Annotated in this window: 22 protein-coding genes; 14 read left to right on the top strand and 8 right to left on the bottom strand. The window is 38.7% G+C overall.

Annotated elements, in window-relative coordinates; all coding sequences use genetic code 11:
* Positions 1-25: 25 nt before the first annotated feature.
* On the bottom strand, positions 26-274 hold the full coding sequence (gene atpE, locus JST56_02565; GenBank protein MBS1987854.1) for an ATP synthase F0 subunit C: 249 nt from the start codon (positions 272-274) through the stop codon (positions 26-28).
* A 337-nt stretch (positions 275-611) separates the two neighbouring features.
* Positions 612-1349 (bottom strand): deoxynucleoside kinase, encoded by a 738-nt coding sequence (locus JST56_02560; GenBank protein MBS1987853.1) that lies wholly within the window; start codon positions 1347-1349, stop codon positions 612-614.
* Positions 1350-1616: 267 nt separating this feature from the next.
* Between JST56_02560 and JST56_02555 the strand changes: the two genes are divergently transcribed.
* From JST56_02555 to JST56_02535, 5 genes are all read left to right on the top strand, one after another.
* Positions 1617-3266 carry a hypothetical protein gene (locus tag JST56_02555; GenBank protein MBS1987852.1) on the top strand — a complete coding sequence of 550 codons (1650 nt, stop codon included), beginning with the start codon at positions 1617-1619 and terminating at the stop codon, positions 3264-3266.
* Positions 3267-3318: 52 nt separating this feature from the next.
* Complete coding sequence (locus JST56_02550) at positions 3319-3960, top strand: hypothetical protein (protein ID MBS1987851.1); 642 nt, start codon at positions 3319-3321, stop codon at positions 3958-3960.
* 21 nt (positions 3961-3981) lie between these two features.
* Positions 3982-6174: an ATP-dependent RecD-like DNA helicase gene (locus tag JST56_02545; GenBank protein MBS1987850.1), complete on the top strand. Its 2193-nt coding sequence runs from the start codon at positions 3982-3984 to the stop codon at positions 6172-6174.
* 124 nt (positions 6175-6298) lie between these two features.
* Positions 6299-7198, top strand: a complete 900-nt coding sequence (locus tag JST56_02540; protein MBS1987849.1) for an ATP-binding protein — start codon at positions 6299-6301, stop codon at positions 7196-7198.
* Between the two features lie 110 nt (positions 7199-7308).
* The gene (locus JST56_02535) at positions 7309-8118 is read left to right on the top strand and encodes a methyltransferase domain-containing protein (protein MBS1987848.1); all 810 of its coding nucleotides are present in this window, start codon (positions 7309-7311) and stop codon (positions 8116-8118) included.
* On the opposite strand, the gene JST56_02530 is transcribed toward JST56_02535, so the two are convergent.
* Positions 8109-9272 (bottom strand): hypothetical protein, encoded by a 1164-nt coding sequence (locus JST56_02530; protein MBS1987847.1) that lies wholly within the window; start codon positions 9270-9272, stop codon positions 8109-8111. The two genes, JST56_02535 and JST56_02530, sit on opposite strands and share 10 nt — an antisense overlap.
* 97 nt (positions 9273-9369) lie before the next feature.
* Here JST56_02530 and JST56_02525 point away from each other — a divergent pair, with 97 nt between their 5' ends.
* From JST56_02525 to JST56_02500, 6 genes are all read left to right on the top strand, one after another.
* A complete protein-coding gene (locus JST56_02525; GenBank protein ID MBS1987846.1) occupies positions 9370-10089 on the top strand; it encodes an HAD family phosphatase in 720 nt (239 codons plus the stop codon).
* A gap of 63 nt (positions 10090-10152) precedes the next feature.
* Positions 10153-11586, top strand: coding sequence for a glucose-6-phosphate dehydrogenase (gene zwf, locus JST56_02520; GenBank protein MBS1987845.1), 1434 nt, complete (start codon positions 10153-10155; stop codon positions 11584-11586).
* Positions 11574-12482, top strand: coding sequence for a decarboxylating 6-phosphogluconate dehydrogenase (gene gnd / locus JST56_02515; GenBank protein MBS1987844.1), 909 nt, complete (start codon positions 11574-11576; stop codon positions 12480-12482). The genes zwf and gnd overlap by 13 nt, the downstream gene beginning before the upstream one ends.
* A 2-nt stretch (positions 12483-12484) precedes the next feature.
* On the top strand, positions 12485-12775 hold the full coding sequence (locus JST56_02510) for a nucleotidyltransferase domain-containing protein (protein MBS1987843.1): 291 nt from the start codon (positions 12485-12487) through the stop codon (positions 12773-12775).
* Positions 12763-13197, top strand: a complete 435-nt coding sequence (locus tag JST56_02505; protein MBS1987842.1) for a nucleotidyltransferase substrate binding protein — start codon at positions 12763-12765, stop codon at positions 13195-13197. Before JST56_02510 ends, JST56_02505 begins: the two co-directional genes overlap by 13 nt.
* A gap of 12 nt (positions 13198-13209) precedes the next feature.
* Positions 13210-13842 carry a cyclase family protein gene (locus tag JST56_02500; protein ID MBS1987841.1) on the top strand — a complete coding sequence of 211 codons (633 nt, stop codon included), beginning with the start codon at positions 13210-13212 and terminating at the stop codon, positions 13840-13842.
* Positions 13843-13854: 12 nt separating this feature from the next.
* Here JST56_02500 and JST56_02495 read toward each other — a convergent pair whose 3' ends face one another.
* The 5 genes from JST56_02495 to JST56_02475 all read right to left on the bottom strand — a co-directional run bounded on the left by JST56_02495 (position 13855) and on the right by JST56_02475 (position 18050).
* Positions 13855-14676 (bottom strand): hypothetical protein, encoded by an 822-nt coding sequence (locus JST56_02495; GenBank protein MBS1987840.1) that lies wholly within the window; start codon positions 14674-14676, stop codon positions 13855-13857.
* The gene (locus JST56_02490) at positions 14673-15302 is read right to left on the bottom strand and encodes a hypothetical protein (GenBank protein MBS1987839.1); all 630 of its coding nucleotides are present in this window, start codon (positions 15300-15302) and stop codon (positions 14673-14675) included. Before JST56_02490 ends, JST56_02495 begins: the two co-directional genes overlap by 4 nt.
* 100 nt (positions 15303-15402) lie before the next feature.
* Entirely contained in the window at positions 15403-15957 is a 555-nt protein-coding gene (locus JST56_02485; protein ID MBS1987838.1) for a hypothetical protein, read from the bottom strand.
* Between the two features lie 140 nt (positions 15958-16097).
* Positions 16098-17432 (bottom strand): cysteine--tRNA ligase, encoded by a 1335-nt coding sequence (locus JST56_02480; protein MBS1987837.1) that lies wholly within the window; start codon positions 17430-17432, stop codon positions 16098-16100.
* Positions 17433-17540: 108 nt separating this feature from the next.
* The gene (locus JST56_02475) at positions 17541-18050 is read right to left on the bottom strand and encodes a thioredoxin family protein (protein MBS1987836.1); all 510 of its coding nucleotides are present in this window, start codon (positions 18048-18050) and stop codon (positions 17541-17543) included.
* A 153-nt stretch (positions 18051-18203) separates the two neighbouring features.
* On the opposite strand from JST56_02475, the gene JST56_02470 reads away from it, so the two are divergent.
* The 3 genes from JST56_02470 to JST56_02460 all read left to right on the top strand — a co-directional run bounded on the left by JST56_02470 (position 18204) and on the right by JST56_02460 (position 21396).
* The gene (locus JST56_02470) at positions 18204-18557 is read left to right on the top strand and encodes a cell division protein FtsL (protein MBS1987835.1); all 354 of its coding nucleotides are present in this window, start codon (positions 18204-18206) and stop codon (positions 18555-18557) included.
* Position 18558: 1 nt separating this feature from the next.
* Positions 18559-20196, top strand: coding sequence for a penicillin-binding protein 2 (locus JST56_02465; GenBank protein MBS1987834.1), 1638 nt, complete (start codon positions 18559-18561; stop codon positions 20194-20196).
* A gap of 84 nt (positions 20197-20280) precedes the next feature.
* A complete protein-coding gene (locus tag JST56_02460; GenBank protein MBS1987833.1) occupies positions 20281-21396 on the top strand; it encodes a hypothetical protein in 1116 nt (371 codons plus the stop codon).
* The last annotated feature ends 268 nt before the right edge of the window (positions 21397-21664 follow it).

Here is a 21664-nt window from a genome sequence, read left to right as displayed (position 1 = left end):
CTTTCACTATGCTTTTGATAATTACTTACTGTCCAACATAAAGAACAAGAAGCAGTGATATAAAGAATGCGTAAATTGAAGTTGATTCAACAAATGCGAGTGCTATGAACATAATTTTCATAAGCGAGCCTTCAGCTTCAGGCTTTTTCCCGATACTTTCGCACGCTTGTCCGCCAATATATCCTTGTCCTAGAGAAGGGCCAAGAGTTCCAATTCCCATGCAAATTCCAGCTGCAATATATGCAGCAATTTTTACAGCTTCTGAGGCAGCCATGATAAAAACCTCGTGTTTATTAAAGACTAATCTATGCGACTCAATCCGTAGTGTATCTTAATTATTATGAATTTTAAGCAAAAACTAAATAGATTAAGCAAAAATAAAATATCGCTTACTCAATCTATACAATTTTTTTTAATAAATTTGCTATTCAGGGTTATTAGCTATGATGGTCTTATGTCTTGCTATCATAACTTTAATCCCTGGGTTGTCATCCTGACCAAAGCAGGGATCTACTTAAAAACAATCTTATTCTATGGATTCCAGATCAGAGTCGGGAATGACAACCTCTGGAGTCAAAATCTTGCACAATGTATAAAATAACCTCTGTAATTTAGAGTGAAACGCGTCCCAAAAAGTTTGATGGTGGAATTATTGGTGTTGTAACCTGCGCAATAAAATCATTAATTGATTGGAGATGACTTCTTTGCAAATGCAGATTTGTTTCAAATTCATTATCACATTCAAGGGTGAGTACTGGGATTTTTTGAACGTAGACAGGGGTATCGTTTTGATGAATAAGCCAGTTTTCATGCTTGTGGTGAAGCGATTGTAAATATTCTAGGGTTACACTGGTTTCTTCGCTTCGATTGCGCTTAGTTAATCGCTGATGACTTACTTTTGGTGATGTGCGCAAATAGATAAATCCGCTCGGTTGTGGCATGTATGAGCCGACAAGCCATTCAAACCAATCTTGATATATTTGCCATTCAAGTGATGACATGAGTCCAGCTTCGAAACAATTTTTGGCAAAACAGAAGCGATCGGAATAGACGGAACGTTCAAGTATTTTAGTCGAAGAGCGGTCGTCTTTGCTGAGTTGTTCAAGGATTGCTTGAATACGTGAAATAAAAGCATACGATTGAAAGGTGTATGCCCATCGCTTGGTATCGCGGTAAAAGAGGTCTAATAAATTCTCTTGGTCACTCATGGTTTGCCATTTACTCAACGGTTCGTTGATAATGTCTACACCAAGGTTTTGCTCGAGAAGTCTCAACAGTGTTGATTTCCCTGCACCGATATTGCCCTCAAGGATAAAGAGCTTAGACGGTTGGTTTTTATGTGTCATCATAAAAGGTTCCCTTATTTTTAATTTCAATTTATAAAATTATATGGCCAGTCTTTAAAATTGTTTGGATAGTCTAACGCTTTAAGGATGACTCGACTACCTTTGTTTTATTTTTTTTGAAAAAGAGCTAAATCGGGGGGGGCATTGACAATTCTAGTGATTATAGTTTACTTTTCTGGTTACGCTTACGCGGCACAAGGAATGTCTCAGATTGTGGCGTGACTATCGCTTAATTAAAGTAAGCGAGGTTCTTCTTAAAATAAAGTTCTTATGCGGGTTGTCAATTCTCAAGTTGAGCCTTTTAATGGAATGTATCGCTTGGCACGTTATACCCAGCAGCAATGGATGTGGCATATTATGAAATTTGATCTAAAAAAAATAGTAAAGGGTCTTGGAATTTGTTTTTGTTTTAGCTTGTTTCTGCAAGCTGACAATGAATTTTCCGGTGACTTTGACTTCTCAGATGACATGTTTGTCCTTGATTTGAGTGATATCGAGGCCTTTGAAACCGAGCATGGGTTTGACATGTTTAGGTCTACGCTGAGTCCGCAGGATCTTATATTTTTTCTTACAGAAGAAGAACCTCCTGGTTCGGGAACAAGAGTAGCAAAAATAAAAAATCCCTTAATTAATCAAACCAAAGCGCCTGTTGGCCGTGATATCTTGTATCTTCTTCCGCATAAAATGACCGCACTCGAGCGTGGCGGTTTTGCATTGCACTATTTCTTTAATATGACCAATCGGATGAAGTTTACCCTTAATGATCTGTTTGATTCTCAGACGATTGATGGGGTACTGGATCAGTTGATTGCTTTGTCTCCACCAGAGTCGGCAGCCGAAATTTCTTCAGTGATTCCAATTTTTAAGAAAATGACTATCCAAGAGCGAAAGACCGGTATTCTTGGGCAATTTGGATTTATTAAAGGTCCGTGGATGCTTCAGGCGCACACATCGCTTTTGCTTGGTGAGCGTAATTTCTGGTTGAGCAAAAGTGATCAACGTGAGTCCAAAGAGATTATGCGGCGACTTTTGGGTGAAGGTGATGCATTTGATGAAAATGAACTTTTCAGAATTCGTGTAGGTCTTGGTGATACACGTTTGAAAGCTGGTTTGAATACTGTTAATGCACCTAACATGCAAATAGACGTTGGTTTTGAAGGAATTATTCCAACCAGCGAAATTTTTAATTCAGTGAAACTTAATACAAATGTACCGGATATTATTGGGGAAGTGGTGAACTTGCGCGAAGCTCAAGACAATGCTTTGCCGGTGTTGCGTAATATACGTGATTACCTGATTAGTCCGCGTATGGGAAATGGTGGACACTTTGGTTTAGGATGTTTCTTTGAATCAAAGATTGGAATTTTTCATGATATAGCCCAGTTGTGGATGCGTCTTTCTTATGATAAATTGCTTCCAGGCAAAGAAGATCGTTTGATTATGGTTAAGCAAGTTGTAACACCAGAAGAGCTTGGTGCTGCCTATTCTGCTTCAGATAAGGAAGCTGCTCAGGTATTAAATGACTACTTAGAACAATATATTTTTCCACCAGCCTTTAGCGTTGGTGTGAATCCGGGTGGTGTCATTAATTTTGTGACGAGCCTTTCGGTTGATATCAGGCGTATGCGTTGTGCTTTTGGCTATGATTTTTATGCGCAACAAAAAGAGCGGATTAAGACGCTTTATGGGACTCGTCTTATGAGAGATGATGGAACACCCCTTCAGCTCAGCGATATTCGTATTGATGATGCTGTTTCTCAAGAAATAAGACAGCACAAAATTTTTACTGAAATGCTTTATAAATTAAAGACTACTGACAAAAATAGCATGAGTCTTGGACTTGGTGGTGATTATACAATTTCCAGTAGAGAAATGGGTCGAGATTGGACTTTATACCTTAAGTTTACTGCATCATTTTAACGATTAGTTGTTACTGCAATAGAGATAAAAATCCTTTGAGGAGGAATTATTAATGACTTCAAAAAAACTTTTATTAGCAAGTGTTATTTGCTTTTCATCAAGCATTGCTTTGGCATCTGTTTCTGCCAATAAAAATTTTGATGTGTACTGTCAAGAACCTGTAGTGTGCGAACTCAAGAGCCAAGAAATGGGTCTTCTTGACAACATGCTTGCGCTTTTTCCAATTACCATGGTTCGAGTGAAATGTTCAGAACAGCAGGCTCGTACCGTACAGAAAAAAATTCAAGCGCATCTCAATATGCAACAACGATCAATTGCTCAAGATCAAAAGCTGATTCAAGAACAACTTAAATCGGTTATTGAGCCGGTTAAGCAGTTTTTTGATTTAATTAGAAATTACAAAGATGTTGCTCAACCACTTGTTAAAGAATGTTTGGCAACGCAGCCGTATCGAACAGGTAAGACACCCGATCAATCATTGCTCTATCAATTTTTTAATAAACAAGGATCTATTGATACACTTGCTCTGCAAGAAGTAAAATCAATTGAAGACCTTACCATTTTGTGTAATGACATCATTTCACTGTGTGGTTGTATCATGAAGAGCACATCTCCTCGATCAAAAGCAGCTTTTGAAAAAATCATGAAAGAATTGAATAACAAAAAACAGCAACCACAAACTGCTGGCGTATAAAATAGGCATTGCACAGGTATTATGAGCAACGACATAACCGAACTTTCAGGCTCAGTTGAGCGCGTTATTTTTAAAAGCCCCGATAACGGTTTTTCGGTGATTTCGCTCAAAGTGAATAAAACTGATTCGGTGATTGCTCGTGGCCACTTTGCGGACTTGCATCAAGGTGCTCAAGTAACGCTGCAGGGAAGCTGGATTTTTCATCAAAAGTTTGGGCGGCAATTTCAGGCACAGTCAGCTGTGGCAAAGCCGCCCTCTTCTATTGAAGGTATTCAAAAATATCTCGCCTCAGGTCTCATTAAAGGGATCGGTCCTAAATATGCCGAAAAGCTTGTACAAAAATTTGGCGATCAAACGCTTGAAATAATCGATCAAGAACCGAATAGGCTTTTTGAAGTGAGGGGTGTTGGGCAGGCTCGTGTACAGCTCATTATCGACGCATGGCAAGAGCAAAAAGAGATATCAAAAGTGATGATCTTTTTGCGGTCCAAAGATGTTTCAGCAAGTTTTGCCGTAAAAATTTTTAAAATGTACGGACAAGCTTCAATTGAAAAAATTCAAGAAAATCCCTATAGACTTGTTGATGATATTTGGGGTGTTGGGTTTAAAACTGCGGATCAAATTGCACTCAAAATTGGCTTGCCTTCTGATTCAATAGAGCGTGTTAAAGCAGGCATTCTCTATGTCTTAGGTGATGCAACAAACAATGGTCATTTGTACAAGCTGGTACAAGAAACGAAAGATGTTGTTTTAGAGTTGCTTGGTATTGACGCGCACGTTTGTGCAGACTTACTTAAGCGTGCATTACATAGTTTGCATCAGCAAGATAAAATTAAGCTTATTTCGTATAACGACCAGCATTATCTTTCGCTCCCCAAATTTTATTATTCAGAAATTGGGATAGCGAAAAAGCTTGAACGGCTGCTTTCAACACAAACAAGATCTCTTGAATTTGATATTAATCAGATTTATCAATCAGTCAGAAAACCCGATGCTCGCGGTGTTGAGCTTAATGAAGATCAGCAACGAGGTATTTTAACCTGCGTTCAAAATAAAGTTTCTATTATTACTGGCGGTCCAGGAACCGGTAAGACGACCATGATCAAGCGGCTTATTCAAGAACTTGAAACATTTAATGTACGCTTTAGGCTTGCAGCGCCAACTGGGCGTGCAGCAAAACGAATGTTTGAAAGTACGGGAAGAAGTACCGAGACGCTTCATCGGCTTCTTGAATTTACACCAACAAGTATGGGTTTTGCGCGTAACGAAGAAAATGCGCTTGAGCTTGATTATTTAATTGTTGATGAAGCCTCGATGATCGATGTCTTTTTGATGCACTCGGTGCTCAAGGCAATGCCGCATAATGCGGCGCTTGTTATGATTGGTGACGTTGACCAGCTGCCATCAGTTGGTGCAGGCAATGTATTAAATGATCTGATTGATTCAAAAAGAATTGAAGTTGTTCGGCTGACACAAATTTTCAGGCAAGCACAAGACAGTATGATTATTGTCAATGCTCACCGCGTCAATAATGGAGAGTTTCCTGAGTCACCAAAGCCCGGGAGCAAGCGAGATTTTGCATTTGTTAAACAACAAGAGCCCGAAGAGTTGTTTCCCCTTTTACGCACCATTTTCTTGAATAAATTCCCGAGCATGGGAATTCATCCTGATGAAGCAATTGTTCTGACTCCGATGAATCGTGGGACCGCTGGTACTGTGCGTTTGAATCAAGAGCTTCAAATGATTTTGAATCCAGTTAACGATGAAGCCAAACAAATGATGCAGTTTGGTACGCTTTTCAAAGTGAACGATCGGGTTATGCAAATCCGTAACAACTACGATAAGTTTGTTTTCAATGGAGACATTGGTTCAATTATTGATATCAACCGCGTTGATCAAAAAGTAGTCGTGCGCTTTGGTGAACGCGACCATGAATACGACTTTGCGGAGATGAATGAGCTCACGCTTGCATACGCTATTTCTATTCACAAGAGTCAAGGCTCAGAATTCAAGGCGGTGATCATACCACTCTTCATGCAGCATTTCATGCTGCTTCAGCGTAATCTCATCTACACCGCAATTACGCGGGCAAAAAATTTGTGTATTCTTGTTGGCCAGTCTAAAGCAATTGCTATGGGCATTAAGAATGACAAAGGTGTTGAACGTTGCACTTTCTTAAAGCAATTTCTTACCTCTGATTTACAAGCGCGTTAATTTATTTTGATATAAAAAACCCCTTGATTTGTCTTATGATTATGTGCAACTCTACCATCTGTATGAGTTAAAACTTCTTCACGTTTGCAAGATAAAGGGTATCTCTTTATCAGAAGGTAGAATCATGAATTCCAAAAAATATTATACCGTTTTAAGTCTTGTTTTATTGCTTGGTTATTCCTATGTCAATGCTTTTGTTGTTTTAATTAATGGAACTTGTTCCGCTGGAAAAACAACTATTTCTCATAAGTTAATTGATCTTATGAACGCTGATTACAAGCCGGTTTATTATATTTCGGTTGATGCAATTGCCCGAGAAATTGCGCAAATAAATAATTCAAGCATGGAAAGCTCTGATACTGAAAGTCAATTTTACAAACAAGCGATACAGCAAGCAATTATTGAAGCGAAGCGTCAACACGAAGAGGGAAAGATTGTTATTGTTGATGTTGTATTATTTAATAATGAAGAAGTAATGAAATTCAAAAATGAAATTGGAGAAATTTTTGTTAAGCATGTGTTGATTTATGCTGATCTACAAACCCTATTTCTTAATGTTACCCAAAGAAATGATGGTGTTGATGAGCTTGAAAAGAGATCATTGTTTTTGCCATTTCAACAATATTTACATTTTTATACGTATCTTCAAGAAGAGTTAACTGAAGGCGAATGTGCTCGCTTTATTCAGTTAAAATTAAGTGATATTAAGATCATTTGCGAAAAAATATATACCAGAATTCTGCCTCAGTCCAAAAATAGTGGTGTTGATGAAAAGGCTCTTGTTGACATACTTTCAAGTAGATTCTGTGAAAATTTTTATTTTTCGGTACGGAATCTTTCGTGCGAAAATCTTTTACGCGGCGTTCGAGTTGTAGAAAAAGATAATAACAGTTTAAATGAGCGTGTTATTGTGCGGGCTCGTATTGCGTTTGATAAAATGTTTGAAAATCTTAAGGCTCATGATTGTGCTTTACAAATTCAAGCATTTATCAAGCGTTTTCAAACCTTTAACTTTTATGCCTAATTCAAGAATGTTTTAATAAACAGATTATTTGATTTGCAGCCCTCTGGCTCTTCTTTTATAATACGCATCATTGTGGTTCGTAAAAAAATATTTATAAAAAAGGGTTTGCCGTGAAAATTCCGTACTCAGCGAGCATCATAACTTTTGGAATAGCGCTTTTTAGTCAGCTCCATGCTATGCAGGATCAGTGGGCCCGTGACTTTTTATCACATTATAGTTTTAAAGGAGATGAGCTTGTTCTTCATCTTGGGTGTGGTAATGGGAATATTACGCACTATATTTCAACGCTTGTTTCACAAAATAGTGTGTATGGATGGGATGCTTCGCGTCAGGCCATTGCTGATGCAAAAAGAAAATACCCATCAAGAAAATTTGAATGGCTTTCATTCAGCAATCAAAGGCCTAAAGATATATCAGTAGAAGGGCTTTATGATATTGTTTTTTCATGCAGTCTCTTGCAAGATTTTGGTCATGAAACACATCAAGACATTTTAAAAAAAATCAGTAGAAGTCTTGTCCCTGGAGGCAAAATGCTTCTGGTGATGATGCAAAAAGATTTGTCTGAAGTTTTTACTTGTGCAGAACAATTGAGTAACTCTGAACATTGGGCTCCGTACTTTGTAAATTTTGCCTACACGGGGCTTACATTCACCATGCAAGCTTATGAGCGATATTTATTTGATGCAGGATTTGAACAGTTTTATTTCAATAAAGTAGTTACCAAAGAAAAATTTAAAAATCGAAAAGCTCTTTGCGCATGGATCAGCGAGCAATCTGAGCATGTGCGTCATCTCAAGGTAGAGGATCAGGCATCGTTTATTGACCGCTTGCTTGCATATATACTTGAAAAAAATCCTGAAAATGAACAGCAAGAAATTGAGCTTAATTTTTCAAGAATTGAAGTCATTGCTCAAAAATAATTTGGATTTGTGAGCAGTGCAATGAGTTCATCAATAATTGCTTCATTTTGAGTGCTCCAGGAATGATCTTCTCCATGTATATCAGGATCAGCTAATAAAATTTCTTGAGCTGATCCTTTTTTAATAACAATAACCGTTACCCAATGGTTACCATAATCTGTTTCATATGACCAGAGAATCGGTGCAATAAGCTCATTCGATGTCTTAAATTCCTGAGAAAGTTTTTTTAAATTATTAACATCTTCTTGGGTAAATTTTTCTTGAGTATCATCTTCAGGGTAAAATTTTTTGACGATGATCATTTTTTTCAGACATTTTTTCATAAAGCTTGTAGCATTTGTTTTTCCAAGCTGCATACTTTGCGTAAGATTTTCAAGATCGCTTGGAAGATCAATAGGGTTATACATAACAGAATAAAGTGCGGGTTTAGGCTGGGCACGATATTGCATTGGAGGGTCATAGGAAGTTCTGGCAGCTTCAGGATAATTCAGCCGTATTCGTTCATGGAGCCAGGTCATTGCCCATGGCGCCGGTGCAAGGTTAATTTGAGGCTCTTTTGCAAGATGTTTAAAAACAGCTTCCCGTCCAAGCGTTGCAACATTCAGTGGAATTTCAATTTTGGGTTGCTGGGCTAATTCTTTTGGCCACTCAAGAAGTCTGAGAAATTTCATACCACCTTGAAATTTTTGAATGAGTTTCGCTTTATTTGCTTCAAATGTTTCTTGAGGAAATGTAAGAAGCTTGCACAGGTAAAAAGCATTTTTAATTGAATGAAATCCACACAGCCATCCATCGCGTGCAAATTGGGGGTCAATAGTTTTGAGCCAGAGGTTTGTTGTTGCAAGTTCTGTTACAGTAGCTTTCTTAAAATGTTGATTGAGAACTTTGACATCATAGAAATCAAAAATTCCTTTTTTTTTCTTTTTTAAAGTAACAATTGGGTTTGTTGCATCAATCTCACCAAACGTGCGTTCTGGTTTTAAGCTTTCAAGCTCTGTTTTTAATTGTGTAAGACTTTGAGATAGTTGTTGCAGTTTTGTTTTGAGGATAACCAGCGATTGTTGTAGGGCTGCAAGTTGACCCGATAAGTCTGCGTGTAAATCATTTTCAAAATTCAGAAAAACTATGATCCAGAGAAAGATTAGTTTTCTCATCTTTGCCTTTTCACGTTATTATAAGCAACTATTTCTTGTACCAGATATAACACAAAGCGTTTACGATATGGTATGGTTCTTGAAATAAAGAAAATAAATGATTACAAATACGGGAGAAAACATCATGCAAGAAAAAAGTAAATATAGAAATATCATTTTTGATCTTGGAGGAGTGCTCATTGATTGGCGTCCAAAAGACTTTTTAAAAGCGATTTTTGTTGATCAACCTGAAGTCCTGAAAAAGTTTGCTCAAGGCCTTGGAGGGAATGTTAAAGACGAGTTTGAGAAAATTGGTCAAAGTGCCAACCGTGGAACTATGACGGTTGATCAATTCAGTCAGGCTCTTGCTCAGTCGCTTGATATTGACCTGCATCATGCAGCTTATTATGTTGAAAAGCTTCCATCATACTTGGTTCCTATTGAGCAAGGTCTTGATATCTTGCGTAAGGTTAAGCAAGCTGGGTATAAGGTCTATATTCTTTCAAATTTTCCTCGAGAATGGTTTGATCCTATCGAACAACAATACGATTTTTTCAAGCTCTTTGATGGTGGCATTATTTCGTACCGTGTGGGACAAGTAAAACCGGAACCGGAAATTTATCATACGCTCTTGAATCAATATGAACTTGTATCGGATGAATGTTTATTTATTGATGATTTGCCTCAAAACATTGAAGCTGGGATTGCATGTGGTATTGACGGCATTATCTGCTCTGATCATACCTATGTTGCACAAGAGCTCGAGCGCTTATTTGTTCTTTCTTCAGTACAAACTGATGAAGATAAAGTTGATGTAATAATCTCTCAAACCGATTAAACTTTATTGCACAAAGCGCTAAACTATACATGCTTAATTTTTTTAACGAAGGTTTTTGTATATATGGAAAAGCACAATTCTGCTGAATGTTCATTACACGAATGCACCATCGTTATTCTTGGAGGCACAGGAGACTTAAGTGCACGTAAGCTCATTCCTGCAATTTATAAACTTGTTGCAGATAATCGATTGTGCAAATTTTCTCTTGTTTGTGTCTCAAATGATGATACGCAGATTGCAACCATTTTGGAGCGATCAAAAAAATTTATTCCTGCATTACATGAAAAAACGTGGGCACAAATTCAGAATCATGCCTCGTATTATCGTATGGATTTTCATGAGCAGGTCGCATATCAAGGGCTTGGTAGCTTTTTAAATCAACTAGAAAAAGAATCAAAGCTTGTTGGTAATCGGATGTTTTACTTGGCAACTATGCCAGAGCATTTTGATGCTATTACGCACAATCTTGCGCAGTATGATATTGTTCGACATCAGGCCGAAGAAGAACAAGCCGCTGGAAAACCTTGGTCACGTGTGGTATACGAAAAGCCTTTTGGCACTAACCTGCAATCCGCTCAACAAATCAATCGTTCAATTGCACAAGTGTTTGATGAAAGCCAAGTGTTTCGCATCGACCACTGGCTTGGCAAAGAGCTGGTGAGCAATATTGCGCTTGTGCGCTTTACCAATCGCATTTTTGAGCCATTGTGGAATAACCAGCATATCGATTCAGTTCAAATTATTATGAACGAGACCTTGGGTATTGAAGGACGCGGGCGCTATTATGATACCTACGGTATTTTAAAGGATATGGTGCAAAACCATATGCTTCAGCTGTTGGCACTCATCGCCATGGAGGCCCCGCATCGTTTAGTTGCTGATGACATTCGTGATGCAAAAGCAGAAATTTTAAGAAAAATTTCAGTTGCTTCAGCTATCCTTGGTCAGTACGATGGATACTTGAACGAAGCTGATGTTAATCCCGAATCAACAACCCCAACCTTTGCAGCACTTAAAGTCTATGTTAATAATCCACGCTGGGATGGAGTTCCATTTCATCTTAAAACTGGAAAGCTGCTTGATACGCGGATGGCCTGCATCCATATAAAATTTAAAAAAGTTGATTGTTTGCTTGATGCATGTCCATCAGAGCAAAATTCTTTGACGATTAACATCAACCCACATGAAGGTTTTTATTTAGTGCTCAATGTCAAAATTCCAGGTGTTTCAAGTCAAGTGACTCCGGTAACGATGAACTTTTCTCACGCGGCGCTTTTTGGCCCTAATACTCCTGAGGCATACGAATTATTGCTCAGCGATGTCATTAGAAAAGACCATGCTACATTTGTGCGCAATGACGAAATTGAACTTTCATGGAATGTTATTGAACAGATTGACCGTATGAATCCTGAACTGTGCACCTATGCTCCGGGAAGCAAGGGGCCAACTCAGTTACAGAATCTAGATCCAGAAAGAAAGATACAATGGCACATTTAAAAATAGGACTTGTTGGTCTTGGGCGCATGGGGCTTTCGATCGCGTATCGTTTGGTTAATGCAGGGCATGAAGTTGTTGGTTTTGACTTTAGTGAGCAGGCTCGTCAGCAAGCTCAGGAGTTGGGTGCAGCAGTTGTTACGCAACTCACCGATATTACACAGAATCTTGATGCGCTTTGGCTTATGGTCCCGGCTGGAAATCCTGTTGATGATGTTATTCAGCAGGTATTGCCAACATTGTCAAAAGAAACAATTATTGTTGATGGTGGCAATAGTAACTTTCATGATTCAATCAGACGTGCAAAACTTCTTGCAGAGCAGGGCATCGCCTTGCTTGATTGTGGAACATCGGGTGGTTTGCATGGTCGGGATATCGGATTTTCACTCATGATTGGCGGTGACAAAGCTGCATACGAAACATTAATTCCTGCATTTCAGGCGCTTGCAGCGCCCAATGGTTATGAGTACATGGGGCCAGCAGGTGCCGGTCACTATGTCAAGATGATTCACAACGGCATTGAATACTCAATGCTTCAGGCCTATGCCGAAGGTTTTGATTTACTCAAACATGGCCACTATCAAAATCTTGACCTTGAAAAAATAAGTTCAGTCTGGTCCAATGGTTCGATTATTCGCTCATGGTGCCTAGAGCTTGCGCATCAAGTTTTTAAACAAGATCAAGCCCTTGAGACAATTTCTGGAGAGATTGGCGAAAACAAAACCGGTCAATGGACACTTGATGAAGCCAAGTTGGCTCATGTTCCCATGAAAATGCTTGACCAAGCACTTGCAGTTCGTGCCTGGTCACGTGCGTCTGGTGGTAATTATGGAACCAAAGTTGTTGCAATGCTCCGGCATGCTTTTGGTGGCCACTCGATTAAGAAAAGAGAGATCTAACAATGCTTGAGAACAATTTTCAAGATTTACTTATAAAGATTATCAAAGCTCATCTTCCGGCCTGTAAGATTCTTTTATTTGGATCACGAGCACGAAGTGAGCATGGTTCTCGCTCGGATATTGATCTTGCATTAGATAATAGTCAAGCTATTCCAGGACATGTTTTGTTGGAGATTAAAGATGCGGTTGCAGAATCAAATGTCCCTTTTTTCGTTGATATTGTTGATCTGCATACAGCTTCAGATCGGTTAAAAAAAGAGATAGAACGAGATGGGGTTTTATGGAACAGCTAAAATTGAAACATGAGCAAGCGTGCAAGGCGGTTAAGACGCTTGAAGACATTCTTGTTCGTTTAGAAAAAAGTAGATCAGGCGACAAAAATCAAGAAGACTTTATTGTGAATCGTGATGCAACAATTCAGCGATTTGAATATTCGGTCGATACTACCTGGAAGTATCTTAAGCTCTTTTTATTTAAGTTTTACGGTGTCGAAATGAACAGTCCAAAAACCGTTTTTAAAGAAGCTTATAAAAATCGTATTATCTCTGATCATGAAATTACCTGTGCACTTGATATGGTTGATGCACGGAATATGACTTCTCATGCTTATGACGAAGAGACAGCTGATCGGGTTGTTGAACAAATACCACGGTTTACTATTTTACTGAATAAATTATTGGCTCTTTGCTCTCCAGATTCGAAGAATAAAAAATAAAGAGTAGCTTGCATGAATTATAAAAAAATCATCGATATCAGCTGGCCAATTTCAGAAAATATGACCGCATACAAAGACAGAAAAGTAGTCGCGGTTACCCATACCAAAACCTGGGAAGCGGACAAAGCACGCGAGGCGCTTATCACGCTGGGCACCCATACCGGAACCCATGTTGATACACCACCACATTTTATGGAGCAAGGTCCAACCATTGACCAGCTCGATCTTGCAAAGCTGATTGGTCCATGTACTGTTTTTGATATGACGCATATTCAAGATTCGATTGGTTGTGACGATTTGGAAAAGCTTCCAATTCAAGCGGATCAGATAATTTTATTTAAAACAAAAAATAGTGCACTTGAACCCCATGCCCCTTTTAATCCTCAATTTATTTACTTGAATGCATCGGGAGCTCAATTTCTTGTAGACAAAAAAGTGCGTGCGGTGGGGATTGATTATCTGGGAATCGAACGTGGCCAGCCCGGACATGAAACGCATCTCTGGTTGCTTGAGAAAAATATTCCTATCATCGAAGGCTTACGCCTTAGTCATGTTCAGGCTGGAGAGTATTTCTTTTGCTGCTTGCACTTGGCTCTTGCTGAGCTTGAAGCAGCGCCAGCAAGAGCAATTTTGATGCAAAAGTAGTGATGGAGTGTTTTATTGGTTGAGAATTGAATCAATCAGTTCTTGTATTGGCTGAGTATCAAAGGGAATTGGGTAATTTGGATAAGCGGGGTTTCTTCGCACTCTGAATTTAAATTCTTGATGGATTTCTGAATCAAGAGATTTAACGGTTTCTCCTTTGGTGTTTTGTATATCTAAATTTGCGTTGCGATTATAAAGGTTTGCAAAAATTTCTTTAAATTGAGAAGCATTATTTTTATTTTTTAAGATGTATGTCAAAGCAGTTTCACCATTTTCCATGATCGGTCCATCAATAAAAAAAATTTTCTTTATTGGCTTTGTAGAGTTCTTTGTTATCGATTTTGTTACTGCCTTTCTGAATTCAATAATAGATTTTTTACGGTCGTCAATTTTTTTTCTTGATTCGTCGTCATTGATAGTGATTGTATACACCGTGTTATTGTGCTCGCAATAAAATGAAAACTTAAAAGAATCATGTTTTTTTGCTAGAAATGCCAGCCATTCTAAATGGGCACCCATTGATGCAATTTTGAGTGGAGTATTGAGACAGTTGTCTTTTTGGTTTGTCAGTAATTTGACAAAAAAATCTGAATATATGTTCGCATCAAGTTCAATTTCAGTTGGTTCGTTATTATTGTGATTGTTATTGTTATTAAAGTGCCGAGGTTTAAACAGTGTAAAAAATTGGCTAACTGTTTGTTGTATGTTAGAAAATTGTTGATATTGGCGTTGTGGTCTTAGAGCATCACTTGGTGGAGCATCCATTGCGTGTAACTGTGCGCATACAACAGGAGTAATGAGTAGGAAGAAAAGAAAATTTTTAAATTGTTTCATTCGGTTTCCTTTTCTGGTGCTGCAACATGTGCGTCAGCAGCTTTTTTCTCAGAACGCCATTCCAAGAATCCTTTAAATGCTTCTTTATCACAATATTTTGTTACAGATTCAAGCTTGATGATCTCGTCAATACTGGGTTGTTCCTCCAGAGCCCCAAGATTTTTTAATTCCTCTATCAAATCGAAATGCTCAGTTTGGGCAGCAAGAACAAGTGCTGTTTGCCCCTCTGTATTGAGTGGCTGATTGAGATGCTGCTTATCTATTTCAGAAAACTCGGGAATTGTTTTTGTGATGCATGCTTGTTCAATTTTGTCTCTCAAAGCAACAATTTCTGTGAATGGTTTTTGTCCTGATTCAAGCAAGAAATGCAGCCAGTCTCGTGATCCAATCTGTGCTGCAATTTGCAAGGGAGTTACACCGCCTTCAAGCATTTGATTTTCGATGACGGCATCTTCTTCTGCAAGATTACCGACTCCCTCATTTGCTCCAAGCCAAAACCACATGTAGTGATAATTATCAGGCTTTGGAACGGTCGATGTAAAATAATCTCTCACGTTTTGAACCGTTACGTCTGCATATGCTAATGTTGCACAGGCTATTGTGCAGAGAAACAGTTTGAACTTCATGTGACTTTCTCCTTAAGCAATGATGGTTCAAAAAATATTGTAGCTGACTTAAGTTTTACTTGTAAGTCAGCTACAGTCAAGGTTGAGCAATGAGCAAGGTTCAACTCATAATCATGTGAGCGTGAGTACCTGCAATATTTCTTTTTTCTGGATCGGCACCAAATTCTTTTAATTGGTTAACTAAAGCTTCTTGTCCTGCTCGCATTGCAAGAATAATTCCCGTGTCGCCAGTATTATTGAGTGGTTGGTTGACGATTTGATTCGTCCATTTTGGACTTTTCATAGGTATCGTGCGGCTTTCTAAAATTGCTTGCTCAAGAGCTTGCTGAAAAGATCTGAGTGAACGAATATTAGCTGAGTTTGAATAGTTAAGAACAGCTTCAATCCATGCGCCTTGTTGTACCTGTACGGCAACATCCAGCGGTGTTATGCCTGTTTCATTAAGAGGATTATTGCTTTGAATGGCTTTAAGAATTTCTGCAAGCTCTTCTCCATAGATACTTGGATTTATCTCAGATGCATCCAAGACACAAGAGTATTTTTCAGGGGTATTTTGTTGTAGAAAACTTTGCATTTGTTGAAGAGTAACATGAGCTTGTGCTGATGAGATACAGGCAGTTATGCAAAGGGCAATTGATGTAGCAATATTTTTCATAAAGCTCCTCGTGTAATAGATAAAAAGAGTATGGTAGGACGATTCATCGATGTTATTTCCATAAGAAAAAGTAGTTGATGAGGGTGTAATTATTTCATGCATTCGCTCAAGAAAAAACTATAAGTTCAAAGATTGCTTAGTTATAGTTTTTTATCATTAATTTCAACGCCAAGTTCGGTCAGTTGGTCGCGTAGTGCGTCGGCACGAGCCCAATCTTTTGCAGCACGGGCAGCTTGTCTGGCATCAATCAATTCCTGAATTTCAGGCGTGATGATGACCATCTCTTCATCTAATGGTTTGAGTGTTAAGCCCAGAACAGACTGAAGTAAAATTTTTACCAGCACTGCAGTTTGGTTATCGCATTGTTTGAGGTTCTCAAAAACAAGTCCCAAAAATTTTGGAGTGTTCAGGTCATCACACAGGGCTTCAAGCATTGCTTTTGTTATTGGATGTGTCATAACAATATTGAGGTAGCTTTCAGTCTGTTCATCAGGGATATCAATGGCTTGCATGCTGGTAACAATTTTTTTGTATGCAACTTGTGCTGCTTGTACATCTTCATCATTAAAATCGATTGGTGTGCGATAGTGGTGTTGAAGCATAAAAAAGCGAATAACCATAGGATCAAATGTTTTAAAGGTATCGCGTAGCGTTAAAAAGTTGCCCAGTGACTTAGACATTTTTTCTTTGTTGATATTGATAAATGCATTGTGGAGCCAGAAGTGAGAAAGCGGTGCATTGTGCAAACATTCCGACTGTGCAATTTCGTTTTCATGATGCGGGAACATTAAGTCTTGACCGCCACCGTGGATATCAAGTGTTTCTCCAAGTAATGCATTTGCCATAACTGAGCATTCGATATGCCAGCCTGGGCGCCCGTGGCCCCATGGCGAGCTCCAAAATTTTCCTTCTTCATTCCCTTTCCAGAGAGCAAAGTCACCAGGATTTTTTTTGCGTGCATCAACTTCAACGCGAACACCGGCAGCAAGATCTTCAAGCTTCTTGCCTGACAATTTTCCGTACGATGGAAAACTTGCAATATCAAAGTAGACATCGTGGTCTACAATATACGCATGACCTTTATCAATCAGCTTGCTGGTAAACTCAATAATTTCAGGAATGTATTGTGTTACTCGGGGTTCATAATTCGGTTCAATGCAGTTGAGTTGATACATGTCTTGATGGTATGCATCAATATAACGCTCGGCAATTGTTCTAAAACCCTCAGGAATACCTTCTTGGATTGCCTTGTTAATAATTTTATCGTCGATATCGGTAAAATTTCTAACAAATGTAACGTTGTGTCCAAGAAATTTAAGCAGTCGTACGAGTAGATCAAAGTTAATGTAGGCTCTGCCATGACCAAGGTGTGAATAGTCATAGGGCGTAATGCCGCACACATACAGTTTTACTTTGCTTGCATCAGCTGGAGCAAAAGATTCTTTTTTTCTGCTCAGCGTATTAGTTAATGAAATATTCATAATAAATAATTATTCTTAATTAAAGATAATGGCCATAGACTTATTTAATCGTATGGCCAATCGTAAGCAATTTGGGTTTTTTTGTAAATAATGTTGTGTTGCTTATTTGAGTAATGATTCTTCTAAAATATCTCTAAAAGCTTCTTCTTCAATAACGCCAAGAACTCGATTGTCTGAGCGAACTTCTTTGCCATCCTTAAACAGCAAAAATGTTGGAACACCGGTAATGGAATATTTTTTTGCAATTTCACCGACTTGGTCGATATCAAGCACTGCGAAGGTGATCTCAGGCATTTGTGTAGAAAGTTTTTTAAAGACGGGTTCCATTTCCTGGCAAGCGCCACACCATGCAGCCTGTAATTTTACTACAACAGGTTTTTCAGATTCAAGAATCTGAGCTTGAAAAGCATCGTGAGATTCGATAGAAAGAATCGACTGGTTGGCCGCAGCTTTTTTAACACTAGCTTTTTTAGAGTCTGAGCATTTACACATTTTGCAGGCTTTTTTATAGCATGAAGAAACCCAATCACAAAATTTAGAGTTACAGCAACCGGACATGGTGAGTAGGCTTGCTGTGGCAAGTGACAACATCAATAATTTCTTTGTTTTCATAATCATCCTTATATAAGAAAAAATACCTATTTGTTTCATAACTTTTTTCCATAATATCTGGAAAATTCACAACAAGTATAGTTACGCTCATTTTGTACAGAAAAATCTATTATTACCATTATTTGTTAAGATTATTAAGGGGTTAGATCAACCATGAAAAAAGCGAAATTTATAAAGTTCTTCGCAGCGATAATTCTTATAGGAGCCTTTGTTACTATTTATCAGCACAACCAAATTATTAAAATTATGTATGAAAAAAGGCGCTTAGAGATCAGAAAAGAGCAACTTGCAAAGGAAAAAATCGAGTTACAAGTTCGCTTGTGTGCGCTTCATGATTATACGCAAACACGAAGCCATGCGAGCCATCAACTCGGTATGACGCCTCTTAAGCTGTCACAAGTCATAACGGTAACGCAGCAGGTTTATGAACTTGATTTTTATCATGCATCATCGCACGATGTTCTTCGTTGTATTGAAGCCTTACATCAAACATCAACAAGGGCGTGATATGATTCAGCACAAAAATTATAAAGTTCGAGTAATTTTAGTCTTTCTTGCATTCATGGCCATTTATGTTGTGTTGGTAACCAGGCTTTTTTTGCTTCAGATACATCAAAAAGATTTTTTTCACATGCTCGCTGTTCAGCAGCATCAGGTTACGCTGACGAGCAACCCAGCCCGTGGCTTGATTTTTGACCGATCCGGCACCGTTGCGCTTGCATTTAATCGAGAGGTTCAATCGGCCTTTATTTTGCCTCATCAGCTCAAGCAGTCTGAAAAAACTAAGCGTTTTGTGCAGGACAATTACCCTGATGTTTTTGCACGTATGAATGAAAATAAAGAACGGCATTTTTTATGGCTTGAGCGACACCTAACGCCAGAGCGTGCTGCATGGCTTAAAAAAAATGGAACGGATGATGTCTCTTTAATTAACGAGCAAAAACGTTTCTATCCTTTTGAGTCGTTAGCGCAGCTTATAGGTTTTACCGATATTGATAACAAAGGAATTGCGGGCATTGAACTTGGGTTTGATAAAACACTCCAAGGGGTTGCGACTCAGATTACTATTCAGCGTGATGCGCGTTCAGGAAATCATTATTTTGAGCGCGCAGTTGATCAGGAGGGAAGTCAAGGAGAATTACTCACGCTTTCGATTGATAGTAACTTGCAATTCCTTGCATTTGAAGAGCTCAAGAAGACGGTTGATGAATATCAAGCAAAGTTGGGTTCTGTCATCGTGATGAATCCTGATACAGGTGAAGTGCTTGCGCTTGCAACCTATCCAACATTTGATCCTAATCAGAAATCATTACCTTCACTTGAGGTGACTAAAAATAATGTGGTGTGCGAATGTTACGAATTGGGCTCGGTTATTAAGGCATTTTCTGCTCTTGCAGCACTTGAAGAGGGCGTGGTAACGCTTGATGAAGAAATTGATTGTGAAGGGAAGGTTACGTCGATCGATCGCTTCAGGGTGGAAAATTGGAAAAGCGTCGGTGTGCTTCCATTTCGTGATGTCATGCGTATGTCGAGCAATGTTGGAACTGCAAAGATTGCCAAACGTGTGGGAAAAAAACTCTACGACCACTTTTGCCGTGTTGGCTTTGGTAAAAAAACGGGGATAGAATTTCCCGGAGAGCGTGATGGTTTTGTGAATCATCCAAAAAATTGGAGTAAACCTTCTATAATTGTTCTTTCGTTTGGTTATGAAACCATGATCTCATTGGTGCAGCTTGCACAAGCTTTTTGCCTCATAGCCAATGGTGGTTACTTGGTACGACCAACGCTTTTGAAAAAGAGTAAGCAGGATTTTGAGAAAAGAGAACGATTGTATCAAGAATCAACGATCAACCAAATTCAAGAAATACTTGAATCTATTGGTACACGTTATGATGTTCCTGGTTATCGTGTAATGGGTAAAACAGGATCAGCCCGATGTGCTGAGGGCAAGGGATATTCGCTGAAGCGAGGCATTTATACCTTTGCAGGAATTGTTGAAAAGGGAAATTATCGCCGTGTGATTATTACTTTTGTTAAGGAGCCTGAAAAGCATGCTCGTTGGGCATCTGAAGTAGCAGCGCCCCTTTTTCAGCGTGTTGCAGAACGAATGGTTTTGGTGGATGCAACAAAGAGCAAGAAGAGATAGTGAGTATTACATAATTTCTTTGTATAATTTTACTTTGATTGAGTTCATGATTTCTTTTCGTAGAGCAGGATTGAAAGATGTACAATGAAAAAATTGATTATAGCATGTGCCATTTTGGCATTCAGCAGTTCGTGGACTACTCCAATTTTTGCTATGAAAGACGGTGGAGAAAAAGAACTTCGTGTTACCAACGGCCTTACCTGTGAAGGATGTGAGCGACAATTTGTACGAGCTGAACATCGAGTTGAACATATTATAAGTGTTCATTATGCATGTCCGTGGTGTAGTGATTTGGTTTATCTTAATTCACGAGACTGGAGGGGGCTTTCGGAGAATGATCGACAAGCACGTGTTGATCACATCAAGAAATGTGCTCAAATAAAAAAGACTTCACTCTGGCAATGCCAAAAATGTTCTGCACTTTTTCATTATGCAAAAAAAGATCACAAATGTGGCGTCAAGCATCAAGTAAATCTTGTTGCGGATAAAGGATTGGATATCGAGGTAGTTTTAAAAATTGAGCAAGAAAATACCTGTAATAAATGTTCAAGAAGCTTTGTCCATGCACGAGCCTGCAAAAATCATATGATCCGCGAGCATGCAGTATGTCCGTGGTGTTCGGCTCAATTAGCAGAAAAAAGTATGTCATACAAAAAGTTAGACCTGCTTGATCGAGCCGCTGTATCTGCTCATATGATTGAATGTGCTCAAAAAAATGAAGAAAGTTTATTCGCGTGCGATACCTGCTGTGGTGTCATGTTGTGCAGTCGAGCCGTTCATGTTGGGATTTTATGTAAAGGAATGGTCTATCAGGCTTCTGAGAGAGTAAGAAAAAATGGCGATACACCTGAACAGCAAGACTTGCCTGTGCCAATTCAAGAACCCAGTTCTGCAGAATTACTATCATTAATTCAAGAGTTAGGTTCAATAGCTCAGGGATCAAGCTCATCAGATCAATTTTCAAATGAGCAAGAGATATTGAGTAGTGGAACAGTTGTTCTTGATCCTCGGCAGGGATTAGCGAGCGATTCTGTGATGCATCACACGCAGGAATTGGACTTGGGACGAGATCTTCTTGACGACTATACTTTAGCAAGTGACTTTATCATGTCCGATGATCACAATAACGTACAAGAAGATGGCTCCGAAGTCCAAGATTTTTTTCGCGATCTTTTTGCTCATCATGATAGCTTCCATTGAGCGAGGTGTTCAATAGACAAAGAAAATCTTTTAATCTATCTTTGCCCAGGTATTTTTAAATCTATCAACGCAAAGAACTCTATTTTATGTCTATTAAAAGAATATCTATTGCTGGGCTACTTCTTAGCCTCTATCTATTTTTTCCACTACAACTCTTTCCAGGTATTGCTTCCGGTACTCAAATAATAACCTCAGGCGAGCAAGTGCTCGTAGACCATTTGGTTATTGGGGGGAAAATTAGTGGATACAATCCACAAGAGAACTCGTT

Source organism: Candidatus Dependentiae bacterium (assembly GCA_018266175.1).
Lineage (GTDB): Bacteria > Babelota > Babeliae > Babelales > RVW-14 > JAFEAY01.
Note: the sequence above shows the minus strand (reverse complement) of the source record. Positions and strands in the feature narration are given on the sequence as shown.

Coding starts and splice junctions, on each gene's coding strand:
- JST56_02530 (MBS1987847.1), bottom strand. CDS start 9,272: ATGAGAAAACTAATCTTTCTCTGGATCATAGTTTTTCTGAATTTTGAA.
- JST56_02465 (MBS1987834.1), top strand. CDS start 18,559: ATGATTCAGCACAAAAATTATAAAGTTCGAGTAATTTTAGTCTTTCTT.
- JST56_02490 (MBS1987839.1), bottom strand. CDS start 15,302: ATGAAGTTCAAACTGTTTCTCTGCACAATAGCCTGTGCAACATTAGCA.
- JST56_02460 (MBS1987833.1), top strand. CDS start 20,281: ATGAAAAAATTGATTATAGCATGTGCCATTTTGGCATTCAGCAGTTCG.
- gnd (MBS1987844.1), top strand. CDS start 11,574: ATGGCACATTTAAAAATAGGACTTGTTGGTCTTGGGCGCATGGGGCTT.
- JST56_02545 (MBS1987850.1), top strand. CDS start 3,982: ATGAGCAACGACATAACCGAACTTTCAGGCTCAGTTGAGCGCGTTATT.
- JST56_02560 (MBS1987853.1), bottom strand. CDS start 1,349: ATGATGACACATAAAAACCAACCGTCTAAGCTCTTTATCCTTGAGGGC.
- JST56_02505 (MBS1987842.1), top strand. CDS start 12,763: ATGGAACAGCTAAAATTGAAACATGAGCAAGCGTGCAAGGCGGTTAAG.
- JST56_02525 (MBS1987846.1), top strand. CDS start 9,370: ATGATTACAAATACGGGAGAAAACATCATGCAAGAAAAAAGTAAATAT.
- JST56_02540 (MBS1987849.1), top strand. CDS start 6,299: ATGAATTCCAAAAAATATTATACCGTTTTAAGTCTTGTTTTATTGCTT.
- JST56_02550 (MBS1987851.1), top strand. CDS start 3,319: ATGACTTCAAAAAAACTTTTATTAGCAAGTGTTATTTGCTTTTCATCA.
- JST56_02475 (MBS1987836.1), bottom strand. CDS start 18,050: ATGAAAACAAAGAAATTATTGATGTTGTCACTTGCCACAGCAAGCCTA.
- JST56_02555 (MBS1987852.1), top strand. CDS start 1,617: ATGCGGGTTGTCAATTCTCAAGTTGAGCCTTTTAATGGAATGTATCGC.
- JST56_02500 (MBS1987841.1), top strand. CDS start 13,210: ATGAATTATAAAAAAATCATCGATATCAGCTGGCCAATTTCAGAAAAT.
- JST56_02470 (MBS1987835.1), top strand. CDS start 18,204: ATGAAAAAAGCGAAATTTATAAAGTTCTTCGCAGCGATAATTCTTATA.
- JST56_02495 (MBS1987840.1), bottom strand. CDS start 14,676: ATGAAACAATTTAAAAATTTTCTTTTCTTCCTACTCATTACTCCTGTT.
- atpE (MBS1987854.1), bottom strand. CDS start 274: ATGGCTGCCTCAGAAGCTGTAAAAATTGCTGCATATATTGCAGCTGGA.
- JST56_02510 (MBS1987843.1), top strand. CDS start 12,485: ATGCTTGAGAACAATTTTCAAGATTTACTTATAAAGATTATCAAAGCT.
- JST56_02485 (MBS1987838.1), bottom strand. CDS start 15,957: ATGAAAAATATTGCTACATCAATTGCCCTTTGCATAACTGCCTGTATC.
- zwf (MBS1987845.1), top strand. CDS start 10,153: ATGGAAAAGCACAATTCTGCTGAATGTTCATTACACGAATGCACCATC.